At 62.1% G+C, this 24,669-nt stretch carries 21 protein-coding genes; 6 read left to right on the top strand and 15 right to left on the bottom strand.

From position 1 onward, the window contains the following. Positions 1-117: 117 nt before the first annotated feature. Positions 118-2,742 carry a cation-translocating P-type ATPase gene (locus tag FDG13_RS01220; RefSeq protein ID WP_180124951.1) on the top strand — a complete coding sequence of 875 codons (2,625 nt, stop codon included), beginning with the start codon at positions 118-120 and terminating at the stop codon, positions 2,740-2,742. An 11-nt stretch (positions 2,743-2,753) separates the two neighbouring features. Here the strand turns inward: FDG13_RS01220 and FDG13_RS01215 are convergent, their stop codons facing one another. Beyond that, a complete protein-coding gene (locus tag FDG13_RS01215; protein WP_180124949.1) occupies positions 2,754-3,965 on the bottom strand; it encodes an HD-GYP domain-containing protein in 1,212 nt (403 codons plus the stop codon). Beyond that, a complete protein-coding gene (gene alr / locus FDG13_RS01210) occupies positions 3,965-5,107 on the bottom strand; it encodes an alanine racemase (RefSeq protein ID WP_180124947.1) in 1,143 nt (380 codons plus the stop codon). Before alr ends, FDG13_RS01215 begins: the two co-directional genes overlap by 1 nt. Positions 5,108-5,236: 129 nt before the next feature. On the opposite strand from alr, the gene lplT reads away from it, so the two are divergent. Together lplT and FDG13_RS01200 are read left to right on the top strand one after the other, a co-directional pair. Continuing rightward, positions 5,237-6,520 (top strand): lysophospholipid transporter LplT, encoded by a 1,284-nt coding sequence (gene lplT, locus FDG13_RS01205; RefSeq protein ID WP_078365439.1) that lies wholly within the window; start codon positions 5,237-5,239, stop codon positions 6,518-6,520. Between the two features lie 38 nt (positions 6,521-6,558). Continuing rightward, the gene (locus FDG13_RS01200) at positions 6,559-7,044 is read left to right on the top strand and encodes a glutathione peroxidase (RefSeq protein ID WP_180124945.1); all 486 of its coding nucleotides are present in this window, start codon (positions 6,559-6,561) and stop codon (positions 7,042-7,044) included. Between the two features lie 74 nt (positions 7,045-7,118). On the opposite strand, the gene FDG13_RS01195 is transcribed toward FDG13_RS01200, so the two are convergent. Then, on the bottom strand, positions 7,119-8,177 hold the full coding sequence (locus FDG13_RS01195) for a 3-deoxy-7-phosphoheptulonate synthase (protein ID WP_078365441.1): 1,059 nt from the start codon (positions 8,175-8,177) through the stop codon (positions 7,119-7,121). A 198-nt stretch (positions 8,178-8,375) separates the two neighbouring features. Here FDG13_RS01195 and FDG13_RS01190 point away from each other — a divergent pair, with 198 nt between their 5' ends. Next, positions 8,376-9,023, top strand: coding sequence for a glycine zipper 2TM domain-containing protein (locus FDG13_RS01190; RefSeq protein ID WP_180124943.1), 648 nt, complete (start codon positions 8,376-8,378; stop codon positions 9,021-9,023). Between the two features lie 237 nt (positions 9,024-9,260). Beyond that, on the top strand, positions 9,261-10,088 hold the full coding sequence (locus FDG13_RS01185) for a PRC-barrel domain-containing protein (protein ID WP_180124941.1): 828 nt from the start codon (positions 9,261-9,263) through the stop codon (positions 10,086-10,088). 299 nt (positions 10,089-10,387) lie between these two features. On the opposite strand, the gene FDG13_RS01180 is transcribed toward FDG13_RS01185, so the two are convergent. Further along, entirely contained in the window at positions 10,388-11,137 is a 750-nt protein-coding gene (locus tag FDG13_RS01180) for a hypothetical protein (protein ID WP_180124939.1), read from the bottom strand. 360 nt (positions 11,138-11,497) lie between these two features. On the opposite strand from FDG13_RS01180, the gene FDG13_RS21340 reads away from it, so the two are divergent. Next, complete coding sequence (locus FDG13_RS21340; protein ID WP_370528147.1) at positions 11,498-11,701, top strand: hypothetical protein; 204 nt, start codon at positions 11,498-11,500, stop codon at positions 11,699-11,701. A gap of 128 nt (positions 11,702-11,829) precedes the next feature. Here the strand turns inward: FDG13_RS21340 and glcF are convergent, their stop codons facing one another. The 11 genes from glcF to FDG13_RS01125 form a co-directional block, all read right to left on the bottom strand. Further along, positions 11,830-13,086: a glycolate oxidase subunit GlcF gene (gene glcF / locus FDG13_RS01175; RefSeq protein ID WP_180124937.1), complete on the bottom strand. Its 1,257-nt coding sequence runs from the start codon at positions 13,084-13,086 to the stop codon at positions 11,830-11,832. Between the two features lie 15 nt (positions 13,087-13,101). Beyond that, entirely contained in the window at positions 13,102-14,229 is a 1,128-nt protein-coding gene (gene glcE, locus FDG13_RS01170) for a glycolate oxidase subunit GlcE (RefSeq protein ID WP_180124935.1), read from the bottom strand. A gap of 129 nt (positions 14,230-14,358) precedes the next feature. Continuing rightward, positions 14,359-15,327, bottom strand: a complete 969-nt coding sequence (locus FDG13_RS01165) for an SMP-30/gluconolactonase/LRE family protein (protein WP_180124933.1) — start codon at positions 15,325-15,327, stop codon at positions 14,359-14,361. A 63-nt stretch (positions 15,328-15,390) separates the two neighbouring features. Continuing rightward, a complete protein-coding gene (locus FDG13_RS01160) occupies positions 15,391-16,677 on the bottom strand; it encodes a glycerate kinase (RefSeq protein ID WP_180124931.1) in 1,287 nt (428 codons plus the stop codon). 142 nt (positions 16,678-16,819) lie between these two features. Further along, complete coding sequence (glxR, locus tag FDG13_RS01155; protein WP_180124928.1) at positions 16,820-17,710, bottom strand: 2-hydroxy-3-oxopropionate reductase; 891 nt, start codon at positions 17,708-17,710, stop codon at positions 16,820-16,822. A gap of 55 nt (positions 17,711-17,765) precedes the next feature. Then, complete coding sequence (gene garL, locus FDG13_RS01150; RefSeq protein ID WP_180124926.1) at positions 17,766-18,548, bottom strand: 2-dehydro-3-deoxyglucarate aldolase; 783 nt, start codon at positions 18,546-18,548, stop codon at positions 17,766-17,768. A 49-nt stretch (positions 18,549-18,597) separates the two neighbouring features. After that, complete coding sequence (gene garD, locus FDG13_RS01145; protein ID WP_180125342.1) at positions 18,598-20,211, bottom strand: galactarate dehydratase; 1,614 nt, start codon at positions 20,209-20,211, stop codon at positions 18,598-18,600. 31 nt (positions 20,212-20,242) lie between these two features. After that, positions 20,243-21,508 (bottom strand): glucarate dehydratase family protein, encoded by a 1,266-nt coding sequence (locus FDG13_RS01140; RefSeq protein WP_180124925.1) that lies wholly within the window; start codon positions 21,506-21,508, stop codon positions 20,243-20,245. Between the two features lie 85 nt (positions 21,509-21,593). Beyond that, positions 21,594-23,099, bottom strand: coding sequence for a tripartite tricarboxylate transporter permease (locus tag FDG13_RS01135; protein ID WP_180124922.1), 1,506 nt, complete (start codon positions 23,097-23,099; stop codon positions 21,594-21,596). A gap of 13 nt (positions 23,100-23,112) precedes the next feature. After that, a complete protein-coding gene (locus FDG13_RS01130; protein ID WP_180124921.1) occupies positions 23,113-23,589 on the bottom strand; it encodes a tripartite tricarboxylate transporter TctB family protein in 477 nt (158 codons plus the stop codon). 81 nt (positions 23,590-23,670) lie between these two features. After that, positions 23,671-24,654, bottom strand: a complete 984-nt coding sequence (locus FDG13_RS01125) for a tripartite tricarboxylate transporter substrate binding protein (protein WP_218942570.1) — start codon at positions 24,652-24,654, stop codon at positions 23,671-23,673. Positions 24,655-24,669: the final 15 nt, after the last annotated feature.

Raw genomic sequence — 24,669 nt, 5'->3', positions numbered from 1 at the left:
ATAATGGGTGCGTGGACAGAGGGGCTGTAGCGACCTGCTGTTGCTGGGATGACCGGGTGGGTATCTGATGTTTTTTGATAGCTACTAGGCCAATATATATAAGGGCTAGGAGCCAAAATGACTGATAAACACATACCGGGTGGATCGCCGTCAGATGACACGCTGGCAGCGCCCGGTCTGACTGCCGCGCAGGCAGCCGAGCGTTTGCAGCAGGACGGCCCCAACAGCCTGCCGACCGACCAACCGCGTGGCCTGTGGGCCATCGTGCGCGAGACCCTCTCCGACCCGATGTTTGCCCTGTTGCTCGGCGCCGCTGTCTTGTACCTGGTGCTCGGTGACTTGCAGGAAGGGCTGATCCTGTTGGGCTTGGTGCTTGTGGTGCTGGCGCTGACCCTGTACCAGGAAGGCAAGACCGAACACGCGCTGGCCAGCCTGCGTGATTTGACCAGCCCGCGTGCGCTGGTGTTGCGCGACGGTGAACCGCGCCGTATTGCCGGGCGTGAGGTGGTGCAGGGCGACCTGCTGATCCTGGCCGAGGGTGACCGCATTGCCGCCGACGCGTTGCTGGTGCAGGGCGAGGAGGTGCAGGTGGATGAGTCGCTGCTCACCGGGGAGCCCTTGCCGGTGGACAAGCAGGCGGCGGTGGACGCAGGTGTGTTGCCAGCAGCACCGTCCTCGCAGCTGTTTTCTGGCAGCTTGCTGGTGCGTGGCCATGGCCGGGCGCGGGTCACGGCCACCGGCGCACGCAGCGAGATTGGTCACATTGGCAGCGCGCTCGAAGGCCTGAGCGCTGAGGCCTCACCGCTGCGCCAGCAAACCGCGCAACTGGTCAAAACACTGGCGCTGATCGCGGTGGTGGCTAGCCTGTGCCTGGTGCTGGCCTATGGCTTGCTCAAGGGCGACTGGCTGGGTGCGCTGCTGGCGGGTATTGCGCTGGCGATGGCGCTGTTGCCGCAGGAGTTCAGCGTGGTGCTCACGGTGATCCCGGCGCTGGGCGCCTGGCGTTTGTCCAAACACAAGGTGCTGACCCGACGTATTGCCGCGATTGAGACCCTGGGCGCCACCAGTGTGTTGTGTGTCGATAAAACCGGCACCCTGACCGAAAACCGCATGACCGTGGCCCAGCTGTATGCCGAGTCGGCCACCGGACCTGCGGGTGGTGGGGTCCAGGGGGAGAGCCTGGGTGTGGACTACGCCCGCAGCACCGAGCTGCCGGAAGCCTTCCACACGCTGGTGGAGTACTCGATCCTGGCCAGCATGAGCGACCCGTTTGACCCGATGGAGAAAGCCTTTCACCGCCTGGGCCAACATTTTTTGAAAGACACCGAACACCTGCACCGCGACTGGACCCTGATGCAGCACTACGGCCTGACGCCCGAGTTGCGCGCCATGTCGCACGTCTGGAAAGCGGTCGAAGGCCAGGCCCATGTGGTGGCTGCCAAAGGTGCACCCGAGGCGATTGTGGATTTGTGCCACATGGACAGCGCCGCCCAGGCACGCGTGGCGGCCGCGGTGGAGGTGATGGCGGCGCAGGGCCTGCGGGTGTTGGGTGTGGCACGGTCCCGTTTTGAGGGCATGGACTGGCCTGCCATTGAGCACGACTTCGCTTTTGAATTTATCGGTCTGCTGGGCCTGGCCGACCCGTTGCGCCCGGAGATTCCCGAGGCGGTGGCACAGGCGCGCGGTGCGGGCATCCGGGTCGTGATGATCACCGGTGACTACCCGGCCACCGCGCAAGCGATTGCCTTGGAGGCGGGTTTGCCAGTGCCTGCGGTGGCCGAGGCAAACCCAAGCTGGCTGTTGACCGGGGATGTCTTGGCGCAGCTGGACGATGCTGCTTTGCAGCAGCGCATGGACACGGTGAGTGTTTGCGCCCGTATTGCCCCGACCCAAAAGCTGCGCATTGTGCAGGCGCTCAAAGCCAACGGTGAGGTGGTGGCGATGACCGGTGACGGCGTCAACGACGCACCAGCCCTGAAAGCCGCCCATGTGGGGGTGGCCATGGGCGAGCGCGGCACCGACGTGGCGCGAGAGGCAGCGTCGATGGTGCTGCTGGATGACAACTTTGCCGGGCTGGTGCAGGCAGTGCGCCTGGGGCGGCGCATTTTTGACAACCTGCGCAAGTCCATGTGTTACATCCTGGCCGTGCATGTGCCAATTGCCGGCATGGCGCTCTTGCCGGTGCTGCTGGGCTGGCCCACGGTGTTGTTTCCTTTGCACATTGCCTTTCTGGAACTGGTGATTGACCCGGCCTGCTCGATGGTGTTTGAGAACGAACCGCCCGAGCCCGACCTGATGCAGCGCCCACCCCGTGATGTGACGACGCCGCTGTTTGGTGGTGTGACCCTGCTGTGGGCGCTGCTGCAGGGCCTGGGCGCGCTGGCTGTGGTGCTGTTGGCCACCTGGTGGGGATTTGCCCATTTGGGCGAAGGTGCGGCGCGGGCCTTTGCTTTTGCCACCCTGGTGGCGGGTAACCTGGCGCTGATCCTGGTCAACCGTTCACGCAGTGGCTCCCTGGTGAAGAGTTTGCGGGTGCCCAACCGCAGCTTGTGGTGGGTGTGTGCGGCTGCGCTGGCCCTGATGGCGCTGGCCCTGTACCTGCCATGGCTGGCAGGCCTGTTCATGTTTGAAGTGTTGCCGCTGCCCTGGCTGGCCGTCGCGCTGGGGCTCGGTGGCCTGCTGGTGGGGGTGTTTGAGGCGGTCAAAACTGCCGGGCGCTTCCGTGCAGCCGGGGGAGGCTGAGGCCTTGGCTGCTAAACCCCGTGCAGCTGGCGCAGGCGTTGCACCTTGTCCAGGTTGACCTTGACCTGCACCGTGTGGGCGGCCACCGGTGCTTTCACCGCCAGTCTGGCTTGGCTGGTGTCGCGGTAAGCATAGGCGCTGACCGGCATGTCGGCGGCATTGATGATGCTGGCCACATGCGGGCTGTTGGCCTTGCTGCCACGGGCGATCACCACCGCCGTCTCACCGTTGGCCAGTTGCACATAACTGCCGGGTGGGTAAAAGCCCAGCGCCGCTGCCATGGCGTGGCGCAGCAAGGTGGTGTCGGGTGAGCTGTTTTTGACCAGGATCTTGGTGGCGTCCAGCGGCAACATGGCTTGGCGCACCCGGCGCGGTGCCATTTTGGCGGTCAGCGTGTCGGCCAGATGCAGCAGGCGCACCAGCATCAAGGCGTTGGGGTCATCCGTCAGCAGGTCAGGCGTGTGGTGCCAGCGCACCAGGTCCAGCAGGCTGCTGTCCTTGACACCCAGCGCGCTCAACATGCTCACACTCAGGCCCGCGTGCTGGTTGATGTCTTGCCGTTGTGCCGGGGTCGGGCTGGTTTTTTGGTGGGTCAGTGTGTCCTGCAGACGCGCCATACCGATGTTCATCACCAGCGCCGCGCGCAACAACGTGAAACGTGCCGCCAGAGGCAGCGCCAGCTTGTCGGCGGTGAGCACCGCCACCACACCGGTCAGCAGCGCATGGCTGGCGCAGTAGCCCAGCTGCAGCTCGGGCAGCGCCTGGAACAGCACAAACAGGCCCTCGTCGGGGTCCTGGGTCAGCAAGGCCAGCGCCCGGTCTTCCAGCGCCTGCAGCCGGGGCAGCGGGCAAACCGCCAGCTCACCCTGGTAAAGCAGGCCACGCAACACGTCCTGCACATCCATCCAGCCGCCGTTGAGCTCGTGGCCGGACAAAAAGTCTTCTTCCTCAATCACCCAGGGCAGTGGCAACTGGGCAATCAGCAACATGTCGGCGCCCTCGTTGTAGAAGGCGCGCATCTGGCGCTCCAGGCTCTTTTGCCAGGCCTGGGCGTCGGTTTCGGTCATGCAGGCCTGGTGGCTGCGCAACATCTCGCGGTGCGCCTCAGACTGCAAGACCTGCTGGCGGCGCAGCAACAGCCGCCCGCTCGGGCTCCAGATGTCCACCGGCAGCGGTTTGCCCAGCTGCACCCGCTCCAGAGGCACTGGCCGATAGCTGGACATCAGTCCTGGACCTGGACTTGCACCGGCACCCGTGGCGCCAGTGCACACATCAGCTCGTACCCCAGGGTGCCCGCATGTTGGGCCACCTCGTCAATGCTGAGCACGGCCCCATTGCTGGCACGGCCCCACAGCGTGACCTCGGTGCCAAAACCAACCGCCTGGCCTGCCGCCACCAGCGGTGTGAGGTCCACCGCGAGCATGTCCATGCTGACGCGCCCGAGGGTGCGGGTGCGCACGCCGGCCACCAGCACCGGTGTGCCGGTCGGGCAGATGCGCGGATATCCGTCGGCATAACCGCAGGCCACCACGCCCACAACGGTTGGGTGTTCCGCCACAAAATTGGAGCCATATCCGATGCTAGCCCCCGTATCTATTGATTGGGTAGCTATGATCTTTGAGGACAGCGTCATGGTCGGCAACAAATCCCAGTCGCTGATGTTGTGCTCTGGAAAGTCGGGCGAGCTGCCATACAGCACGATGCCGGGCCGGATCCAGTCCGAGGCCAGGGCCTCGTCGTTGTCTGGGCTGGTTTCGTCGTCGGCTCGGGTGTGGCGCAGCGTGGCCGCGCTGTTGCTCACCGAGCGCTCGCCCGGCAAATCACGCGTGAACTGGTTGAAAACCTTGATCTGGTGTTGGATGCCACGCGGGCCATCGGCGTCGCTGAAGTGGGTCATGAACGAGATCTCGTCCACCTGGGGCAGGGCGTTGAGGCGGCTCCAGGCCGAACGAAAACGCTCGGGCGTGAAGCCCAGGCGGTTCATGCCCGAGTTCATTTTGAGGAACACCCGGTGTGGCACATTGGTCTTGTGCGCCGCCAGCATGTCGATCTGCTCGTCGCAATGCACCGCATGCCACAGGTCCAGGCGCGAGCACAGCTCCAGGTCACGCGCCTCGAACACACCTTCGAGCAGCAGAATCGGCCCGCGCCAGCCCAGGGTTCGCACACGCTGGGCCTCCTCCAGGTCGAGCAGGGCAAACCCGTCGGCACTGCGCAGGCCCTCATAAGCGCGTTCGATGCCATGGCCGTAGGCGTTGGCTTTGACCACCGCCCAGGCTTTGGCGTCGGGTGCTGCGCGGCGGGCACGCATCAGGTTGTGTTGCAGTGCAGCAGGATGGATGGTGGCGAGGATAGGGCGTGGCATGGCAGAGGGGGCTTGGGGACAATAGCGACAGGCCAGATTTTGACACCGCTCTACCGTGCTATAACTCCGGCCTGTTCGGAGACAACTTACCTCGATTGGAGCCTGCAAGCCAGGCATGTCCCTTCCCTGATGAAACGCGGTTTTTACACCATCATGGCGGCGCAGTTTTTTAGCTCGCTGGCCGACAACGCCTTGTTTGTGGCTGCCGTGCAATTGCTGCGCTCCAACCACTCTCCCCAATGGCAACAAGCGGCTTTGGTGCCGATGTTTGCACTGTTTTATGTGGTTTTGGCGCCTTTTGTGGGCGCCTTGGCCGACTCCATGCCCAAGGGCCGGGTCATGCTGATCAGCAACTTCATCAAGGTGGCGGGCTGTTTATTTATGTTATTTGGCACCCATCCGCTGATGGCCTATGCGGTTGTCGGCCTGGGTGCTGCGGCCTATTCACCCGCCAAATACGGCATCCTGACCGAGCTGCTACCGGCCTCCCAACTGGTCAAGGCCAATGGCTGGATCGAGGGCCTGACCATCGGCTCAATTATCCTGGGGGTGCTGTTGGGTGGCCAATTGGTGGCGCCCATGGTGGCCGACAAGATTCTGGCGGTGCATTTCCCCATTGCCTATCTGGGCATCAACACCCGGGCCGAGGCCGCCATTGCGGTGCTGATCCTGGTCTACCTGCTGGCGGCCTGGTTCAACACCCGCATCCCGCTGACCGGGGTGCTGATGCGCCCGCTGCCCAAAAAAATGAGCTCGCTGCTGCCCGATTTCTGGTCGTGTAATGCCCGCCTGTGGCGCGACAAGCTGGGCCAGATCTCGCTGGCTGCCACCACCCTGATCTGGGGTGTGGCCGGTAACCTGCGGTTTATTGTGTTGGCCTGGGCGGCTGCCGCGCTGGGCTACGGTGTGACCCAGGCCTCGGCCCTGCAAGGGGTGGTGGCGATTGGGATGGCGGTGGGCGCGGTGGTGGCCTCGATGCGCATGCGGCTCGAAGACGGCCCGCGTGTGATCACCCTGGGCATCGGCATGGGGTTGCTGATCATCATGCTGATCTTCATCACCAATGTCTGGGTGGCGGCGCCGTTTTTGATTTTGTTGGGCGCGCTGGGTGGCTTTTTGGTGGTGCCGATGAACGCACTGCTGCAGCACCGGGGCCATAACCTGATGGGCGCCGGGCGCTCGATTGCGGTGCAAAACTTCAACGAACAGGCCTGTATTTTGGTGCTGGGCGCGCTCTACAGCCTGTCCACCGGCCTTGGGCTGCCCACCTTTGGCGCCATCACCATGTTTGGCCTGGTGATTGCCGGCTTCATGTGGCTGATCAAACGCTGGCATGCCCGCAACTGTCGCGACCATGCGACTGAGGTGGAGCGGCTTCTAGCGATAGCCAGAAACGACAAAGCCCACGGGTGATGCCACGGCGTGTTTTCACGTAGATTCGAAAGGCTCCCATGACCACTGTGTATGACTTCGAGGCGCTGTCAATTGACGGCAAACCGGTGCGCCTGAACCAGTTCAAGGGCCAGGCGATGCTGATCGTCAACACGGCGAGTGCCTGTGGTTTCACGCCGCAGTTTGCCGGGCTGGAGAAGCTGCATGAAACTTATGGCGCCAAAGGGCTGGTGGTGCTGGGTTTTCCGTGCAACCAGTTTGGCGCGCAGGACTCGGGCAGCAATGGTGAGATTGCTCAGTTTTGCCAGCGCAACTACGGCGTGAGTTTTGCGATGATGGCCAAGATTGATGTCAATGGCAGCGGTGCCCACCCGCTTTACCAATGGCTGTGCAAGGAAGCGCCTGGCCTGCTGGGCAGCAAGGCGATCAAATGGAACTTCACCAAGTTCCTGGTGGGTAAAGACGGCGCCGTTCTCAAACGTTACGCCCCCACCGATACTCCCGCCAGCCTGGCCAAGGACATCGAGGCCGCGTTAGCGGCCTGATCCGGCGCCTCAGCCTCCCTCACCCCGACCCTCTCCCGTTGCGTGAGAGGGGGAGAGCAGTCGCTACGCGATGTTCACATGGAACGGCTTGCCAGCCGCAAGGCAGCGTCGCGCAAGGCGTCTTCGGTGGCCGTCCAGCCCAGGCAGGCGTCGGTGATCGACACGCCGTAACGCAGGTCTTCTGGTTTACCCAGTTTCTGGTTGCCTTCCTGAATGTTGGACTCCAACATCACGCCCTTGATGGCGCGGTTGCCCTCCACCAGCTGGCCCACCACGTCCTTGAGCACCAGGCTTTGCAGGTTGTGGTTTTTGCGCGAGTTGGCGTGGCTGCAGTCGACCACGATGTTGACCGGCAGCTTGGCCGCAGCCAGCTCGTCGGCCGCCTCGGCCACCGACACCGAGTCGTAGTTGGGCACACTGCCACCGCGCAGGATCAAATGGCCAAACGCATTGCCACGGGTGTGGGTCAGTGCCACCTGGCCAAACTCGTTGATGCCCAGAAACGCATGGGGCTGGGCCGCTGACAACATCGCGTTCACCGCCACGTCCAGGCTGCCATCGGTGCCGTTTTTGAAGCCGACCGGGCTCGACAGGCCGCTGGCGAGTTCGCGGTGGGTCTGGCTCTCGGTGGTGCGCGCGCCAATCGCGCTCCAGGCAATCAGGTCGCCCAGGTACTGCGGCGTGATCGGGTCCAGCGCCTCGGTGCCGCAGGGCAGGCCCATGTCGTTGAGGTCCACCAGCAGTTTGCGGGCAATCTGCAGGCCTTCTTCGATGCGGAAGGAGTCGTCCATGTGCGGGTCGTTGATCAGGCCCTTCCAGCCGACCGTGGTGCGTGGTTTCTCAAAATACACCCGCATCACCACAAACAGCTGGTCTTGCACTTCGGCCGCCAATGCCTTGAGGCGCTGTGCGTAGTCCATGGCGGCGGGAATGTCGTGGATCGAGCACGGCCCCACCACCACCAGCAGGCGCGGGTCGCTGCCCTGTAGGATGTTGGCCACCGTCTGGCGCGCCTGGCTGACGGTGCGCATGGCACGGTCACTGGCGGGCACCGCGTCGTGCAGCGCGGTGGGTGACAGCAGGGTTTGCTGCGACAGCACGTTCAGGTTTTCAAAGGCGTTCGGGAAGGTCATGATGGTGTGATGAAAAATGTGGCTCTGGCCCTGATTTTACGTGGGCTGGCAGCTATGCTAAATATAGTGCTCTGGCGGCCATGGTGCAGACAAGGCGGGCGTTCAGTATCAGTCAGGCGATTTTTCTTTACAAGACTTTGCAGAACTGAGCTGCCAGCCGGTGATCCAATCAAGGCTCTCTTTGAGAAAGGTCTCATCATGAAACAACAGATTCTTGTGGCCGCCCTGGCGCTTGTCTGCGGCACCAGTTTTGCCCAGGAAGTGGGGCGTGTGGTCTCGAGCACACCGGTTATCCAGCAGGTGGCGGTGCCACGCCAGGTGTGCAGCACCGAACAGGTGGCGGTGGCCCAGCCCAAGTCAGGTGCGGGTGCGGTCATGGGCGCCATCGCTGGTGGCGCCATGGGTAATGCCATTGGCCACGGTGGTGGGCAGGCGGCTGCCACCATGCTGGGTCTTATGGGCGGCGCCATCCTGGGCGACCGGATTGAAGGCCAGGGAGATACCCAGCTGCAAAACGTGCAGCGTTGCAGCAGCCAGACCTTTTACGAGAACCGCACCGTGGCTTACAACGTGGTCTACGAGTACGCGGGCAAACAATACAGCGTGCAAATGCCCCAAGACCCCGGGCCGACACTGCAGCTGCAGGTCACGCCCGTGGGCGCTGCGCCAGCCGCTGCCGCCCCCACGGCGCAGCTGTCTTACGACCAGGTGCAGCCCACCACCGTGATCGTGACGCAACCATACCCGGTGTATGCGCCCCGGCCCTATTACCCGCCGGTGTCCGTGAACCTGGGCTGGGGATACTGGGGTGGCAACTATGGCCACGGTCATGGGCATTGGCGTTGATACACCAATTGGCCAGCAGCTGGCTGCATCCGGCCTGGGTTAAAGGGTTTGGGCATGTGCCAAAGTCTTTGATGCATGAGTCAAATCGGCCTTTAGCCGTTTTATGATAAGGGTGGGTAGCTACTGATCATGTAGCGCAGGTGTTTGCCGGGTGTGGCCCTTAGCGCGCTGGCGCACAGAGCCCACCCAGCAAACCGTCCACAGTGGGGCCTTGTTCACCACACTGAAGGATGTGCGATGTTGCGAAGCATGAACGACCTCAAGGGTTACACCATTGGCGCCACCGATGGCGAAATTGGCCACGTCACCGACTTTTTCTTTGACGACCAGCGCTGGACCATCCGTTTTCTGGTGGTTGAGACCGGCTCCTGGCTGCTGAGCCGCAAGGTGCTGATCTCGCCGTTTTCACTGATGCAGGCCGACTGGGAGCACAAACGCCTGCCGGTGCGCATCACCCGCGAGTCGGTCAAAAACAGCCCCGACATCGACACCAACCAGCCGGTGTCACGCCAGCACGAGGTGCAATACGCCGACTACTACGGTTACCCCTACTACTGGGGCAGCGACGACCTGTGGGGCAACGGCCTGTACAACCCGGTGCTGGCACCACCGGCTGGGCTGAACCCTGAGGCGCTGGCCCAAGTGCGGTCCGAGGTGGCTGGTGTCTACGCCCGCGCCGAGCAGACCCTGCGCCAGAACGACGACCCGCACCTGCGCAGTTGCCAGGCGGTGCTGGGGGATCACTTGGAAGCCAGCGACGGCGACATCGGCCATGTGCAAGGCATGCTGGTGGATGAAGACAGCTGGACCATCCGTTACCTGGTGGCCGACACCAGCAATTGGTGGCTGGGGCACCAGGTGCTGATCCCGCCAGACTGGGTCAGCGACATCCGCTGGGCCGATTCCCGCGTCAGCGTCAACCTGAGCCGCCAGGCCATCCAGACCAGCCCGCGTTTTGATGGATCAACCCCACTGACCCGTGAGCAAGAGCAGGCGCTTTATCACCACTACGAACGCCCGAGCTACTGGGAGCGCGAGCACTCAACCGCGCCGGACCGGGCGTAGGCGGGTTGTCTGCGGGCCATGCCGCGTGTGGTGTTTGCTGGGGTTTGTGTCAAAACTGACAATGGCCCTTATTTCGCAAGGGGTGGCAGCTACAGATGCTGTAGTTGTGGCGGGGTGGCAGAGGCTTGACGTGTACCGGTGCGCTCAAACACCCGTTCTGTCATTTACTGCCCAATTGAGCGATTGAGCAGGCTGATGCTGGGCTGACTATGAGCGTCACTTTTGCCATACGGCCGAAGGCAGTCTAAGGTTGAAAGTCAAACTTTCAGACAGCAGTCAGTCAGCGTTGGAGTTTGCCCTCACCTCTGCTCCACCGTGTGCGGCCGGACGATACCAGTGCGCTCGCGAACCAGAACGATTGAAGGTACCTCAGTTGCCTTTGCCAGACGCAATTCTGGCCCCACCTGACGTGTGGTGACGTCATAAGAGCGCAGAACCAATGTGTCCCCGTAGTTGGCAACAAGAAGCCATCGGGGTTGCTCTTTTGTTAGCCAGTGCACAGTCTTTTCGCTTGCCGAGTTACGGCCCATGGCGAAGACGATTAGCGTCGCGAAGAAGAGAACCCCAAGAGGCACCAAAAGCCGATTGTTAACGGCATAGGCGATCGGGCGTTCTTGTTTGTAGGTATCGCTAGCGACGCGCTCCTTTGCAAGCATGGACGACAAGCGTTGGGTATATGTGGTGCCTGGGATGCCGCGGAACAGAGGTGGGACAAGATTAACCGCCGCGCTCAAGATCATCAAACCAGCCAAGACCCACCAACGGGTCACTGGTCCCGGGATGACGAGGAAGATTGGAACGAGTAGTAGAGCCTGTGCGAACGGCAGTCCGAACGCACGGCGCACAGGGTGTTTGCCCTGAACGAAGAGCCCAACGAGTACAAAAGAAAGGAGGTACAGCAGTGCAAAGAAACCAACTACCGCCGACGCTCTGACGATGCGAACGAAGTCCAGCTGCACCAGTGTGATGGGAACATCGTAGAAGGATAGATAGCCCGCCTCGTAGGTCAGCGCAAGCAGAGAGCCGAGAAAAGGGATCAACGCGAGCATCAAGCTTTCCGACCTGAGAAGGCTGGGCGTCTCAGTGGAGGGTTCGTGTTGTGGTTTGGAGGACACGTTAGGGCTAACTTTGATGTATCCCGCAGTCTTGCGGGATAAGAAGGCAGCCAGTCAGATAGCCCATTTCATGTGCCACAAAAGAATCTCCTTTTTTCATAGGCTTACAGCAATGTGCTGTTTTATTTACAGGCAATTTGCTTCTGACAAAGTTGCCACTCCCGCTTTGCGCATTGTTCGCCTCCTTGCCCAGCTCCACGAGCGCATTCGCTATCTGCACTATAGCCTTCAAACTGAGAAGGACTACCTCTATTGAGCTTGGTTTTCATCCGTTGGCATGGATGCAACGGCATCATGCGATACCTTAAGGATGTGGGGAAGCCGGAGGTTGAGTCTTCTTTCACGACTCTGGCAAATGCAAGGCCTGTCTCTCCTGCCACCCATCGTCAGGCGCTGAACGCCTTGCTATATCTCCAAATGCAGGTCCTCGGACAGGATCTGACATTGATGCAGTCATTGGGCGACCACCCGAGCGCACGCGTTTTCCTGTTGTTCTGACGATGGCAGGGGTGCGGTCGGTGCTCGGGCTGATGGATGGTATTGAAGGCACTTTGGCTCTTCTGCTGTATGGCATGCGATTGGCCGATGGATTGAGTTGAGTCTCGGCTCCCGTCGCAAATCAGCCCTCACCCCCCAGCCTGCAGCGCCTCATCCAGCAGCTCAATCCAATGCCGCACCGGCGTTTTGGTACCGCTTTGCAAATGGTTGATGCAGCCGATGTTGGCTGAGGCAATGCTGTCAGGTGGGCCGCTCTCGAAGGTGTGGTTGATGTGGCCCAGTTTGCGGTCGCGCAGCTGGGTGGCGATCTCGGGCTGCAGCACGCTGTAGGTGCCTGCCGAGCCGCAGCACAGGTGCGACTCACAGCCGGTGATCTTGAGTTTGAAACCCAGCTCAGCCATGTATTTGTCCACCCCGCCACGCAATTTCATGCCGTGTTGCAGTGAACACGGCGGGTGCCAGACGATGGTGCTGGCGCGTGGTTTGACGCGCTCGCGCAGCTTCTCGGTCAGTTCGGGCAGCCATTCGCTGATGTCGTGGGTGAGCTCGCTGATGCGTTGCGCCTTGGCCGCGTAGGCCGGGTCGTCGCGCAGGATGTGGCCGTAGTCTTTGACGGTGGCGCCGCAGCCTGAGGCGTTCATCACAAGGGCCTCGACCCCGGGGCGGCCCGCCACACCGTTGATGTAGGGCCACCAGGCGTCGATGTTGGCGCGCATTTCGGCCTTGCCACCGTCCTGGTCGTTCAGGTGGAATTTGAGGGCACCGCAGCAACCCGCTTTGGGCGCGATCACCGTCTGGATGCCTGCGGCGTCCAGCACACGGGCGGTGGCGCTGTTGATGTTGGGGCTCATGCTGGGTTGGACACAGCCAGCCAGCATCAGCACCTGGCGTGGGTGCTGGCGTGTGGGCCAGGTGCCGCCAGCTTGTTTGGCAGGCACTTTTTTCTGCAGTGCCTGGGGCAGCAGGCCACGTGCCAGTTGGCCCATAGCCATGGCCGGTGCAAACAGCGGGGACGAGAGGCCTTCCTTGAGTGTCCAGCGCATCGCCTTTTCGTTGGCCGGGCGCGGCACCTGTGCGTCCACCAGTTTGCGGCCAATGTCGAGCAGGTGGCCGTATTGCACACCGCTGGGGCAGGTGGTTTCGCAGTTGCGGCAGGTCAGGCAGCGGTCCAGGTGCAGCTGGGTTTTTCGTGTGGGTTTGGCGCCTTCGAGCACCTGTTTGATCAGGTAAATGCGGCCACGCGGGCTGTCGAGTTCGTCACCAAGCAGCTGGTAGGTCGGGCAGGTGGCGGTGCAAAAACCGCAGTGCACACAGTTGCGCAAAATGGCCTCGGCGGTCAAGCCGTCGGGCGTGCCTTGGTATTGGGGGCTGAGTTGGGTTTGCATGGCGGATACGGCGGCTCAGAGCGAACGGAACATGCGCCCGGGGTTGAAGATGTTGGCCGGGTCAAACTCGGCCTTGAGGCGCGTGTGGATCTGGTCGAGTGGCCGCTCCAATGGTTCAAATCGGTCGCTGGCCCTTGTTGTATCTGGGCCATTTGCTCTGAAAAGCATAGTTGTTCCGCCCACGGCTTGGCTCAGGTCGCGCAACTTGGCGGCGGCCGACTCGGGTGCCCAGACCCAGCGCAGGCCGCCGTGCCATTCCACCAGCTGCGGCCAGAGCAGGTTCAGCCCCGGGGCGGTCTGCGGCAGGCTCAGGCGCCACAGGGCCAGGCCCGGGTGGGCGGCGGCGTCAAAAAACGGCAGGGTCTGGTCGCGGCAGGCAGTCCAGTCGGCGCTGGCTTGGGCGGGGTCCACGGTTTGGCCGGGCAGATCCTGCGTCATTTTGGTGATGGCCGAGTCCACCGCCGCGCCCGCGCCGCGCAGGCGCACAAAGAGTTGGCCGACCTCGCCGGGTTCGTGATCACCTTGTTCCCAGCGGCTGGCGTTGAGTGGCAGCGGCTGCGCGCCCCAGCGGTGCAGCTGTTCCAGCGCACGGGCCTGGTCAACCTCGAACACCAGGGTGGCTTCGGCCGCAGGCAGCGGCATCACCTTGAGCGACACCTCGGTCAGCAGGCCCAGGATGCCCAGGCTGCCCACCATCAGGCGGCTCAGGTCGTAACCGGCCACGTTTTTCATGACCTGGCCACCAAAAATCAGGTGTTCAGCCCGGCCGTTGACCATTTGCAGACCCAGCACATAGTCGCGCACACCGCCTACGCTGGCGCGCGACGGGCCACTCAGCCCGGTTGCCACCATGCCACCGACAGTGCCACGCCCGCCAAAACGTGGTGGCTCAAACGCCAGGCTCTGGCCCTGCTGTGCCAGCGTGGCCTCCAGCTCTGTCAGCGGGGTGCCTGCGCGGGCGGTGACCACCAGTTCGGTGGGTTCGTAACTGACGATGCCGGTGTGCAGGCTGGTGTCAAGCAACTCACCCTGCAGCAGTTCGCCATAAAAGTCCTTGCTGCCGTGGCCCCGGATGCGCAGTCGTGTGTGGGCTGCGGCGGCGGCGCGGATGGTGTCGATCAGGGCGGGCAGGGTGTCGGTCATGGCAGTGCGGGCAGGAAAAGGTGGCCCATGTTAGGGCCAAGTCCTGACGGCAGGCTTGAATTTTTTGAAACGTCTGTGTTCGAAAAATTGTCGGCCCGGCACCCCGCCCGCTGGTGCGGGCGAGCCGACTCAGTCGCGGAAAAACTGCACCGGCAGCCCGGCCACGTCCACCCGCATCGACAGCACCTGGCCCGAGAGCGGGTAGGTGGCCAGTTCGTCGGCCGGGCGGTTTTTGCTGGCGCTGGTGAGGTACAGGGTTTTGAGGTCTTCGCCACCAAAACAGGGCATGGTGGGGCAGACCAGCGGGGTCGGGATGTCGGCCAGCAGGCGGCCGTCCGGGGCAAACTGGCAGACGCGCTGGCCTTCATACATGGCGACCCAGTAGTTGCCCGCCACGTCGACGGCGGCGCCATCCGGGCGGCCACCGTAGACCAGGGGTGCGGCGGCTGTGCCTGGCCAGCCCTCGGGTTTGGGCTCAAAGCTGGCAAACACCCGCTGTGCTGACATGGCGCCGCTGCTGGTCTCAAAGTCCCAGGCCCAGACCGTGTGGCTGGGGGAGTTGGCCCAGTACAGGGTGCGGTTGTCGGGGCTCCACGCCAGGGCGTTGGCGGTGGTAAAGCTGCCGTTGGGGGCGATCTTGCAACTGATATGGACCTGGCCCGGGTGCTCGGGGTGCTGGGTGTCCAGGCAGTAAAGGCCCACGTTTTTGAGCTGGCGCGTCTCGTCAAGCGTGCCGATCCAGAGGCGCCCCTGGGCGTCACATTTGCCGTCGTTGGCGCGCATCTGGGTGGGGTCGTAGTCCAGCGTGGCCAGCAGTTGTAACTCACCGCCCCACTCGCGGGCGCGGAACACGCCGTGGCGCAGGGCGATCACCAGCCCGCCGCTGCTTGCCGGGGCGATACAGCCGGGATCACTCGGCAAGTCCCAGGTCTCGACCGTACCCATGTAGGTGTTTGCGCGTAACACCTGGCGGCCCGGGATGTCGAGCCAATACAACATCTGCTCTTGCGGGTGCCAGAAGGGGGATTCACCCAATTGGCAGCGGTGGGGGGCGACGGTTTGCCAAGTGGCTTGGTGCTCGGGGACGGAAGGATTCATGTGGGGCAAAGTGGCATCAAAGGGAGGTGCCATTGTGCCCGGCAAACCGTGGCCTGTAGCGGCTCAGGCCGTGGGCGGGTTGATCAGAATCGCGCGGAAATCGTTCACATTGGTCAGTGTCGGCCCGCAGACCACCGAGTCGCCCAGCGCCTGGAAAAAGCTGTGGGCGTCGTTGTTGTCCAGATAGCTGCGCGGGTTCATGCCCAGCGCCCAAGCACGCGCCAGGGTGTCGGGGGTGAGCAGGGCACCGGCAATCTCCTCGGCACCGTCGACGCCATCGGTGTCTGCCGCAAGCGCGTAGACCCCCGGGGTGCCTGCCAGTGCGATGCCCAGCGCCAGCAAAAACTCCACATTGCGCCCGCCCCGTCCGGTGCCGCGCAGGGTCACCGTGGTCTCGCCGCCGCTGAGCAACACACAGGGCGCGGGGAACGGCTGGCCCTGGCGGACCACTTGGTGGGTCATGCCCGCCAGCACCTTGGCCACATCGCGCGACTCGCCCTCCAGGCTGTCGCTCAGGATGTGGGGTCTGAACCCGGCGGCCTGGGCCACCTGGGCTGCCGACTGCAGGGCGATCTGCGGTGCAGTGATCAGCTTGACCACACTGTGGGCCAGACGCGGGTCACCCGGCTTGACGGTTTCACCCGCGCCACTCTCGAGCAATGCACGTGCGGCCGGGGGGAGCTTGATCTGGTAACGCGTGATGATGGCCAGCGCGTCGGCACAGCTGGTGGTGTCGCCCACGGTGGGGCCAGAGGCGATGTCCATCGGGTTGTCGCCCGGCACATCAGAGATCAGCAGCGTGAGCAGCTGCGCCGGGTGGCAGGCTGCGCCCAGGCGGCCACCCTTGATGTCTGAGAGGTGGCGGCGCACACAGTTCATCTCTGAAATGCTGGCGCCGCTGGCCAACAGGGCGGCATTGACCGCCTGTTTGTCCTGCAGCGTGAGGTCAGCGCCTGGTGCCACCAGCAGGGACGAGCCACCGCCCGAGATCAAGGCAATGACCAGATCGTCGGCGCTCAGGCCGGTGACGAGGCCGCGCAGACGTTGTGTGGCTTGCAGTCCGGCAGCGTCGGGCACCGGGTGGGCGGCCTGCACAATCTCGATGCGCTGGCAGGGCACCTCATAGCCGTAGCGAGTGATGACCAGGCCCTCGAGGGGGCCAGGCCAATGGTCCTCCAGCGCACGCGCCATGGCAGCCGAGGCCTTGCCCGCACCGATCACGATGGTGCGGCCCTTGGGTGGCGGCGGCAGATGCGGTGGCAGGCACAACGCGGGCTGCGCGGCGGCAACGGCTGCATCGAACATCTGGCGCAGCAGGGCGCGCTGCTGGGTGACTGGGCTTGGCGTCATGGGCGGTTGGGGTGGGCTTTGGCAGAAAAACTGCGTTTATACGTCAAAATGGCTTGTGACCCTTATTCATCAAGGGTAGAAAGCTATTGAAATAGTAGTGCAAAAAGGCCGGGCCAACAGCTGTGTGGCCCGGCTCTTTGGTTTATTTGGCGCTGGCGACCTCATGGTTGCCCATGAGTTCGAGGGCCTTCACGAGTGCCGAGTGGTCCAGGTCAGCCATGCCGTTGGCGGCACACACTTGCATCAGCTGTACCGCACCGGCGGTTTGGGGCAAGGCCAAGCCGAGTTCACGGGCGCCTTGCATCGCCAGGCCCAAGTCCTTCTGGTGCAGCTTGATGCGAAAGCCGGGGTTGAAGGTGCGGTTGATCATGCGTTCACCATGCACTTCGAGAATCCGGCTGGAGGCAAACCCACCCATCAGTGCGGCGCGCACCTTGGCCGGGTCGGCACCGGCCTTGCTGGCAAACAGCAGGGCTTCACCGACCGCAGCGATGTTGAGCGCCACGATGATCTGGTTGGCCACCTTGGTGGTCTGGCCGTCGCCGTTGCCACCGACCAGGGTGATGTTTTTGCCCATCAGCTCAAACAATGGTTTGACCAGGTCAAACGCGGCTTGTGAACCCCCGACCATGATCGTCAAGCTGGCGGCTTTGGCGCCGACTTCACCACCGGACACCGGTGCGTCGAGGTACTCACAGCCCAGGGCGTTGATCTTTTGTGCAAACACCTTGGTTTCCATCGGCGAGATGCTGCTCATGTCGACCACGGTTTTGCCAGCAGTCAGGCCAGAGGCCACGCCGTTCTCACCAAACAGCACCTTGTTGACATCGGGGGTGTCGGGCAACATCAGGAAGATGATGTCGGCGTGTTGGGTGACTTCCTGCGCGCTGGCGCATGCGGTGGCTCCGGCAGCAGTCAGCTCGGCGGGCACCGGGCCCAGCGTGGTGACAAATAACGTGTGGCCAGCCTTGATCAGGTGCGCTGCCATGGGGGTGCCCATGATGCCCAAGCCGATAAATCCTAATTTGCTCATTGTGAAACTCCAATACAGATTGACGAATTAAAAAAGGGGTGAGCCAGGGGGCGGCTCAGTCCCGGTATTTGTCGCGCAGCGCCTGGGTGGCGGCACGGAACACGCCCAGGTCACTGCCCACGGCGACAAAAGTGGCGCCCATGGCCATGTAGCGGCGGGCGTCCGCCTCCACCGGGGCCAGGATGCCGCAGGGTTTGCCCGCTGCCTTGGCGGCGGCAAACACACTGGTGATGGCCGCTTGCACCTCTGGATGGTTGGCGTTGCCCAAATGGCCCATGCCTGCGGCCAGGTCGGACGGGCCAACAAACAGACAGTCGATACCGTCCAACGCGGCAATCTCGGGTGCGGCGGCGACACCGGCCGGGCCTTCAATCTGCACCATCACACACATCTGCTCGTTGGCGCCTTTGAAGTAGTCGGGCACGGTGCCGTAGCGGTTGCTGCGTTGGGACACCGACACACCACGCATGCCTTGGGGTGGGTAACGGGTGGCGGCCACCGCTTTGCGGGCTTCGTCGATGTTCTCCACAAACGGGATCAGGAAGTTGTAAAACCCGGCGTCGAGCAGGCGTTTGATCTCCACCGGGTTGTTCCAGGAGGGGCGTACCACCGGCGCACTGGGGCTGTCCTTGAGCGCCATCAGCTGCGGGATGAGGGTGCCCATGTCGTTGGGCGCGTGTTCGCCGTCGAGCAGGATCCAGTCAAATCCGGCAACGCCGAGTGCCTCGGTGGTGATAGCACTGGCCAGCGCCGACCAGCAGCCGATGAGTTTTTTGCCGGCCAGCAGGTCGCGTTTGAAACTGTTGGGAAACGGTTGGTAGGGGGTGGCTTGGGTCATGGCAATACTTGGTTGGTTGAATGGGGGCTGAGCGCTCGAGGGTCGAGGCTCAGGTGATGGGGGCCGGGTTGAACAAGGTCAAAGCGTTGTGCAGCTGCCACTGCTCGGCCCAGGTCTGTTTGCGACCGCTGGCCACATCGAGCATCAGGTGGAACAGCTCCCAGCCCACGTCTTCGATGCTGGCGCTGCCCTCGGCAATACGACCGGCGTTCACGTCCATCAGGTCGTGCCAGCGCCGCGCCAGGTCGGAGCGGGTGGCGACCTTGATCACCGGGCATTCGGCCAGGCCATACGGCGTGCCGCGCCCGGTGGTGAACACATGCATGTTCATGCCCGCAGCCAGTTGTAAGGTGCCGCAGACAAAGTCGCTGGCCGGGGTGGCGGCATACACCAGGCCGCTGGTGATGCCGTTGTTTCGCAGGCTCTCACCCGGTGACAACACACCACTGATGGCCGCGCTGCCACTCTTGATGATTGAGCCCATGGCTTTCTCCACGATGTTGGATAGGCCGCCTTTTTTATTGCCCGGTGTGGTGTTGGCACTGCGGTCGGCGCTGCCTTTGGCCAGGTAGGCGTCGTACCAGGCCATCTCGCGGACCATGGCTTGCGCCACCTCTGGCGTGCTGGCGCGGGCGGTGAGCTGGTCGATGCCGTCACGCACCTCGGTCACCTCGGAAAACATCACGGTGGCTCCGGCGCGCACCAGCAGGTCGGCACAAAAGCCAACGGCGGGGTTGGCGGTGACACCCGAGAAGGCGTCGCTGCCGCCACACTGCACACCCACCACCAGTTCACTGGCGGGCACGGTTTCGCGCTGGCGGACGTTCAGGCGGGCCAGGTGTTTGTCGGCACTTTGCAGGATCGCGTCGATCATCGACATCAAACCCACATGCTGCTCGGATTGCAGGCAGACCACATCCAGCGACTCAGGTTCGCTCGCTTTTGCATCAAAACTACCGTTAGCCCTTGTTTCCAAAGGGCTGACAGATACGTTATTGATAGCAATGGCATCCGCTGGCAACAGCCGTTCGGGCTGCAGTTTTTCGCAGCCCAGGCTGACCACCATCAGCTCACCCCCAAAGTTGGGGTTGAGCGAAATGTTGCGCAGCGTGCGGATCGGGATGATGGCGTCGGGCGCGTCAATCGCCACCCCACAACCGTAGGTATGTTCCAGCCCCACGACATCGTCCACATTGGGGTACTTGGGCAACAGCTCGGCCTTGATGCGTTTCACCGCCATCGCAACCACGCCCGAGACACATTGCACGGTGGTGGTGATGGCCAGAATGTTGCGCGTGCCGACCGAGCCGTCGGCATTGCGATAACCCTCAAAGGTATAACCCTCTAGCAGCGGCAAGTTTGGCGCGGCTTGGGTGGCCAGCGGCAAGTTGTCGAGCGAACGTGCATCGGGCATCAGCAACACCGACTCGTTGACCCAGCTGCCTGCGGGCAGGTCTTTGAGCGTCTGACCAATGCTCACGTTGTAACGCCGCACCGTGCTGCCCTGGGGCAAGTCAACCAGCGCCACCTTGTGGCCTTGTGGCACGGCTTGCACCAGGCGCAGGCCGTTGTCGAATGTGGCACCGGCAGGCAGGCCACCGTCATTCACAACGATGGCCACATTGTCGCTTGGGTGCATCAAAATGTAGAGCGGCTTAAGCATAGTATTCAAGGGCTAGAAGGTGATTTGGCACTTAAAAGCGTGGTTTGATCTGTGTCCAGTCGGGCCGGAAACGCTGCATCTGCACCACGTCGTTGCGGGTGCGAATGCGGCAGACCTTGAAGGCTTCATGCAACTCGGCCAGCTTGTCCTGGTCCAGCTCGACACCCAGGCCGGGTTTGTCGCTCAGGTGCACACAGCCGCCGACGATCGGCACGCGGCCACCGACCAGCACCTCGTCCTGCTGCCACGGGTAATGGGTGTCGCAGGCGTAACTCAGGTGGTGCACCGAGGCGGCCAGATGGGTCATCGCCATCAGGCTGATGCCCAGATGCGAGTTGGAGTGCATCGACAGCCCCAAACCAAAGGTCTGGCAGGTGCGCGCCAGCGCTTGCGTGGCGCGCAGACCGCCCCAGAAATGGTGGTCAGACAACAGAATCTGTACCGAATTGAGCTCAATCGCACGCTTCAACTCAGCCCAGTTGGTCACCACCATGTTGGTGGCCAGGGGCAGATTGGTCAGCTTGTGCAGCTCGGCCATGCCCTCCAATGTGGGGGTTGGGTCTTCGTAATATTCCAGCACACCATCGAGCTTTTTGGCCACCCGCAGGCTGGCCGCCATCGACCAGTTGCTGTTGGGGTCGATGCGTAACTGGTGCTTCGGGAAAGCCGCGCGCAAGGCCAGGATGGCATCGGCTTCTTCATCAGGCTCGAACACACCGGCCTTGAGTTTGATGCTCTCAAAACCGTATTGGTCGATCATCTGTTTGGCCTGTTTGACGATCTGCTCGGCGTTGACCGCCTCGCCATACACGTCGGGTGCGTATTCGGAGTCGACCGACGCATCCCATTTGTAGAACAGGTAGGCCGAGTACGACACCTTGTCGCGCACCGCACCGCCCAGCAGCTCCACCAGCGGGATACCGATGGTGCGCGCCTGCAGGTCCATGAAGGCCACCTCAAACGCCGAGAACGCGCTGGTGACCAGGTTGCTGGCGAGCGAGCCCGGGGCCAGTTCCATCTCGACATGGCCGGTGTTGGTTTTGGGCGCGAGTGCGGCCACACGGGCCAGCATGCCATTGAGGTCAAAGGCCGACAGGCCGACCAGGGTGGGCGCGCTGCGTGTCAGCAGGTCGAGCACCGGCGCATCGCCATAGGTTTCGCCCAGGCCCACTAGACCGTTGGCACCCACCACCTCGATGATGGAGCGCAGGCCAAAGGGCTCGTGTACACCCGCCGCATTGAGCAGGGCGGGGTCTTTGATGGCAATCGGGGTCACACGGACGGCGGTGATTTTCATGACGATGACTCAGATAAAAATAAGGGAGAAACAGGGCTTGTGCAGGCCGCCCCCGCTCGAGGACTGGGGGCGGTGTGTTGCCGACTCAGGTGCTTGCAACGGTTTTTGTGGCTTTGCTGCTGTGTGTCTTGTAGACATGCCAGACCACAGAGGCTGCCGCCAGGCCGATGAAACTGCCTGAGATCGGTGAGGTCAGGAAGTCCATGAAGTTGTTGTCTGACAGCATCAGGCCACGGCGCAGGTTGGTCTCGGCCATGGGGCCGAGGATCAGGCCGATGATGAAGGGCGTCTGTGGGATGCCAAACTTCACAAAGCCATAACCGATCAGGCCAAAGAACACGATGACACCTACGTCAAAGATCCGGTTGCCCAGACCGAAGGCGCCCACAAAACACAGCACCAGAATGATCGGCAGCAGGATGTGTTTTGGAATCGCCAGCAGCTTGACAAAAACGCGTACACCAAACAACTCGGCAAATAACATCATCACGGCCGACACCATCATGGCGATAAAGATGGTGTACACCAGCGGTCCTTGCGAGACGAACAGCAGCGGCCCAGGCTGGATACCGTGGATCATGAAGCCACCCAGCAGCATGGCCGTCACGGTGTCACCCGGGATGCCCAGGGTCAGCAGCGGAATCATGGCACCGCCCACTGCAGAACAGGCCGCTGTCTCGGAGGCCACAATGCCGTCGATCACACCTGTACCGAATTTTTCGGGGTATTTCGACTGCTTCTTGGCCACCATGTAAGACACGATGTTGGAGGTGCCTGAGCCGATGCCGGGCAAGATGCCGATGCCGGTGCCGATCAGGGTGGAGCGGATCATGTTCCAGCCCTGCTCAAAAAACTCCTTCACCGAAAACCCGAAGCCCTTGAGCTTGACGACGGTGACGCTGGCATGGGTCTCGGTTTTGACGTCTTCTGCGACCTTGATGATTTCGGAGATCGCAAACAGACCAATCAGCACCGGCAGAATGTCAAAGCCACCATTGAGTTCGGTCAGACCCAGGGTGAAGCGTGTGGTGGCGTCCACCGGTGCAATACCAACGGTCGAGAACGCAAAACCCAGCAAGCCGGAGAACAGGCCCTTGACCATCGAACCGGTGGACAGGGTGACGATCAGCGTGAGGGAGAAGACTGCAATCGCAAAATACTCATGCGGTCCAAACGCCAGGGCAATCTTGGCCAGCGATGGCGCAATGAACATCAACGCAAAAATGCTCAGCAGTGTGCCGATGAACGAGTAGAAGATGCCGACACCCAGCGCCTTGGCGCCTTCGCCCCGTTCCATCATGGGGCCACCGTCAAACACCGTGGCCACAGAGGCCGGTGTCCCCGGAATTTTGAGCAAAATGGCTGAAATGAGACCACCCGAAACGCCGCCGATGTACAGCCCGACCAGCAGCGCAATGCCGGCGCTGGCGCTCAAGGAATAGGTGATGGGCAGAAACAGCGCCACCGCCATGGTGGCCGTCAGGCCCGGAATGGCGCCGAAGATGATGCCCACGACGGTGCCGAAGAACAGCAGGCCGAGCATCTGGAAGGTGAAGACTGCTTCTGCACCCTGAAGGAATAAGTCAAACATGCAATGGCTCCTGTTACTCGATGAACGCGCTCAGCAGCCCGACAGGCAAGAGCATGTCGAAGGCATGGCGAAAGGTCAGGTACACAACGATGGACGTTGTCACCGCGATGGCCCCGTACAGGGGGTAGCTGACCTTTTTGTCACCCGGGGTCAGCACAATGAACTGCGCGAACAGGTAAACCACCGTCATGAGGGGGAAACCAACAGACTCCAGCAGAGCGGCGTAGGCCACGATCAGCCCCAGGGTTTTCCAGACCGTGCGGTAGTCCGCCACGTCCTGTTTGCCGGACTGCTTGGCACCCGCCAGCTTGTAGGCTTCCCTGATTTGCAGAACGCCCAGCAGGCACATCGTGATGGCCAGCACATAGGGAACGAAGGCTGCGTCGATGAATTGTTTGCGCGGAATGGCGCTTGTCAGATACAGATAACCGATACCAACCAGGAGGAATATCGCCCCAACGGCGATTTCCCGTTTTTTGATGTTGTCCATGGTGAAGCCTTGAGAGAAGAAAGGACAGGTGCGTGAAGCGCGCTGTTGCGCGCTTGCACCCTGATAGTGAGTCTGCGTGGCTTACTTCTTCTGACGCAGCACGTCTTTGTACTGCAGGAAGTCGTCACGCACCCTGTTGAGCATGTCGTTGGCTTCCTTGGTGTGCAGGAAAGACACCGGTTGTTTGAACCCATCTTCCAGTGCCTTGGCGTAGGCCGGGTCTTTGGTGATCTGTTGCATCACGTCAGCCATTTTTTTGATGATGGCCGGGTCGGTTCCCTTCGGAAAGGCAATGATGTAAGGCTTGCTCATATCCAAAGGCGTACCCTGGTCTTTGAAGGTTTTGATGTTGCCCAACAGCGGGTTGGGCGCATCGTTGTATTGCGCAAGCATGGTCATGTCGCCGGTGGTTGCGTAGTCTTTGACCGGACCAAAAGAGATCGAGGACAGATCAATGCGCCCGCCGAGCAGGGAGGTGATCTTGTCGGAAGCTGAACCGACATCGACAAATTTCAACTGAATCCCCGCCTTTTTCTGGAAGATCAGGCCTTGTAGGTGTGAGTAACCGCCCATTTCTGTGCCATAAATCACCGTGCCCGGCGCAGCCTTGGCTTTGTCCACCACATCCTTCACGGTCTTCAAACCGGACTTTTTGCTGCCGATCAAAACCACCCCTTTGTCGATGGCGGGAATGCAGGCCACATCAAGCTTGGTGTCAAACTTGTGGTCACTCATGCCCGACACCTCGTTGATGATCATCATGCCGGTGTGGGCAAAAAACAGCGTGTTGCCATCGGGTGCAGCGCTTTCCACTTGGGACATGCCAATCGTGCCACCACCGCCGTTGACGTTGGTGACGACCATCGGTTTGCCTGTGATCTTCTCGAAAAAACGCGCCATCTGGCGGGCGTTGAAGTCGGTGTCACCACCCGCGCCAGCGGGCACGATCACCTGCACGGGGCGGGTCGGCCATTTGGTCGCGTCAGCGGCAAAGGCGCTGCTGAGCGCGGTTGTGATGCCGACAGCCGCCACGGCTGCAGCCAGAAAAGTTCTACGAAACGTCATCATGATCTCCGGTTG

It is taken from the genome of Rhodoferax sp. BLA1, assembly GCF_013416775.1.
Classification (GTDB): Bacteria; Pseudomonadota; Gammaproteobacteria; order Burkholderiales; family Burkholderiaceae_C; genus Rhodoferax.
Note: the sequence above shows the minus strand (reverse complement) of the source record. Positions and strands in the feature narration are given on the sequence as shown.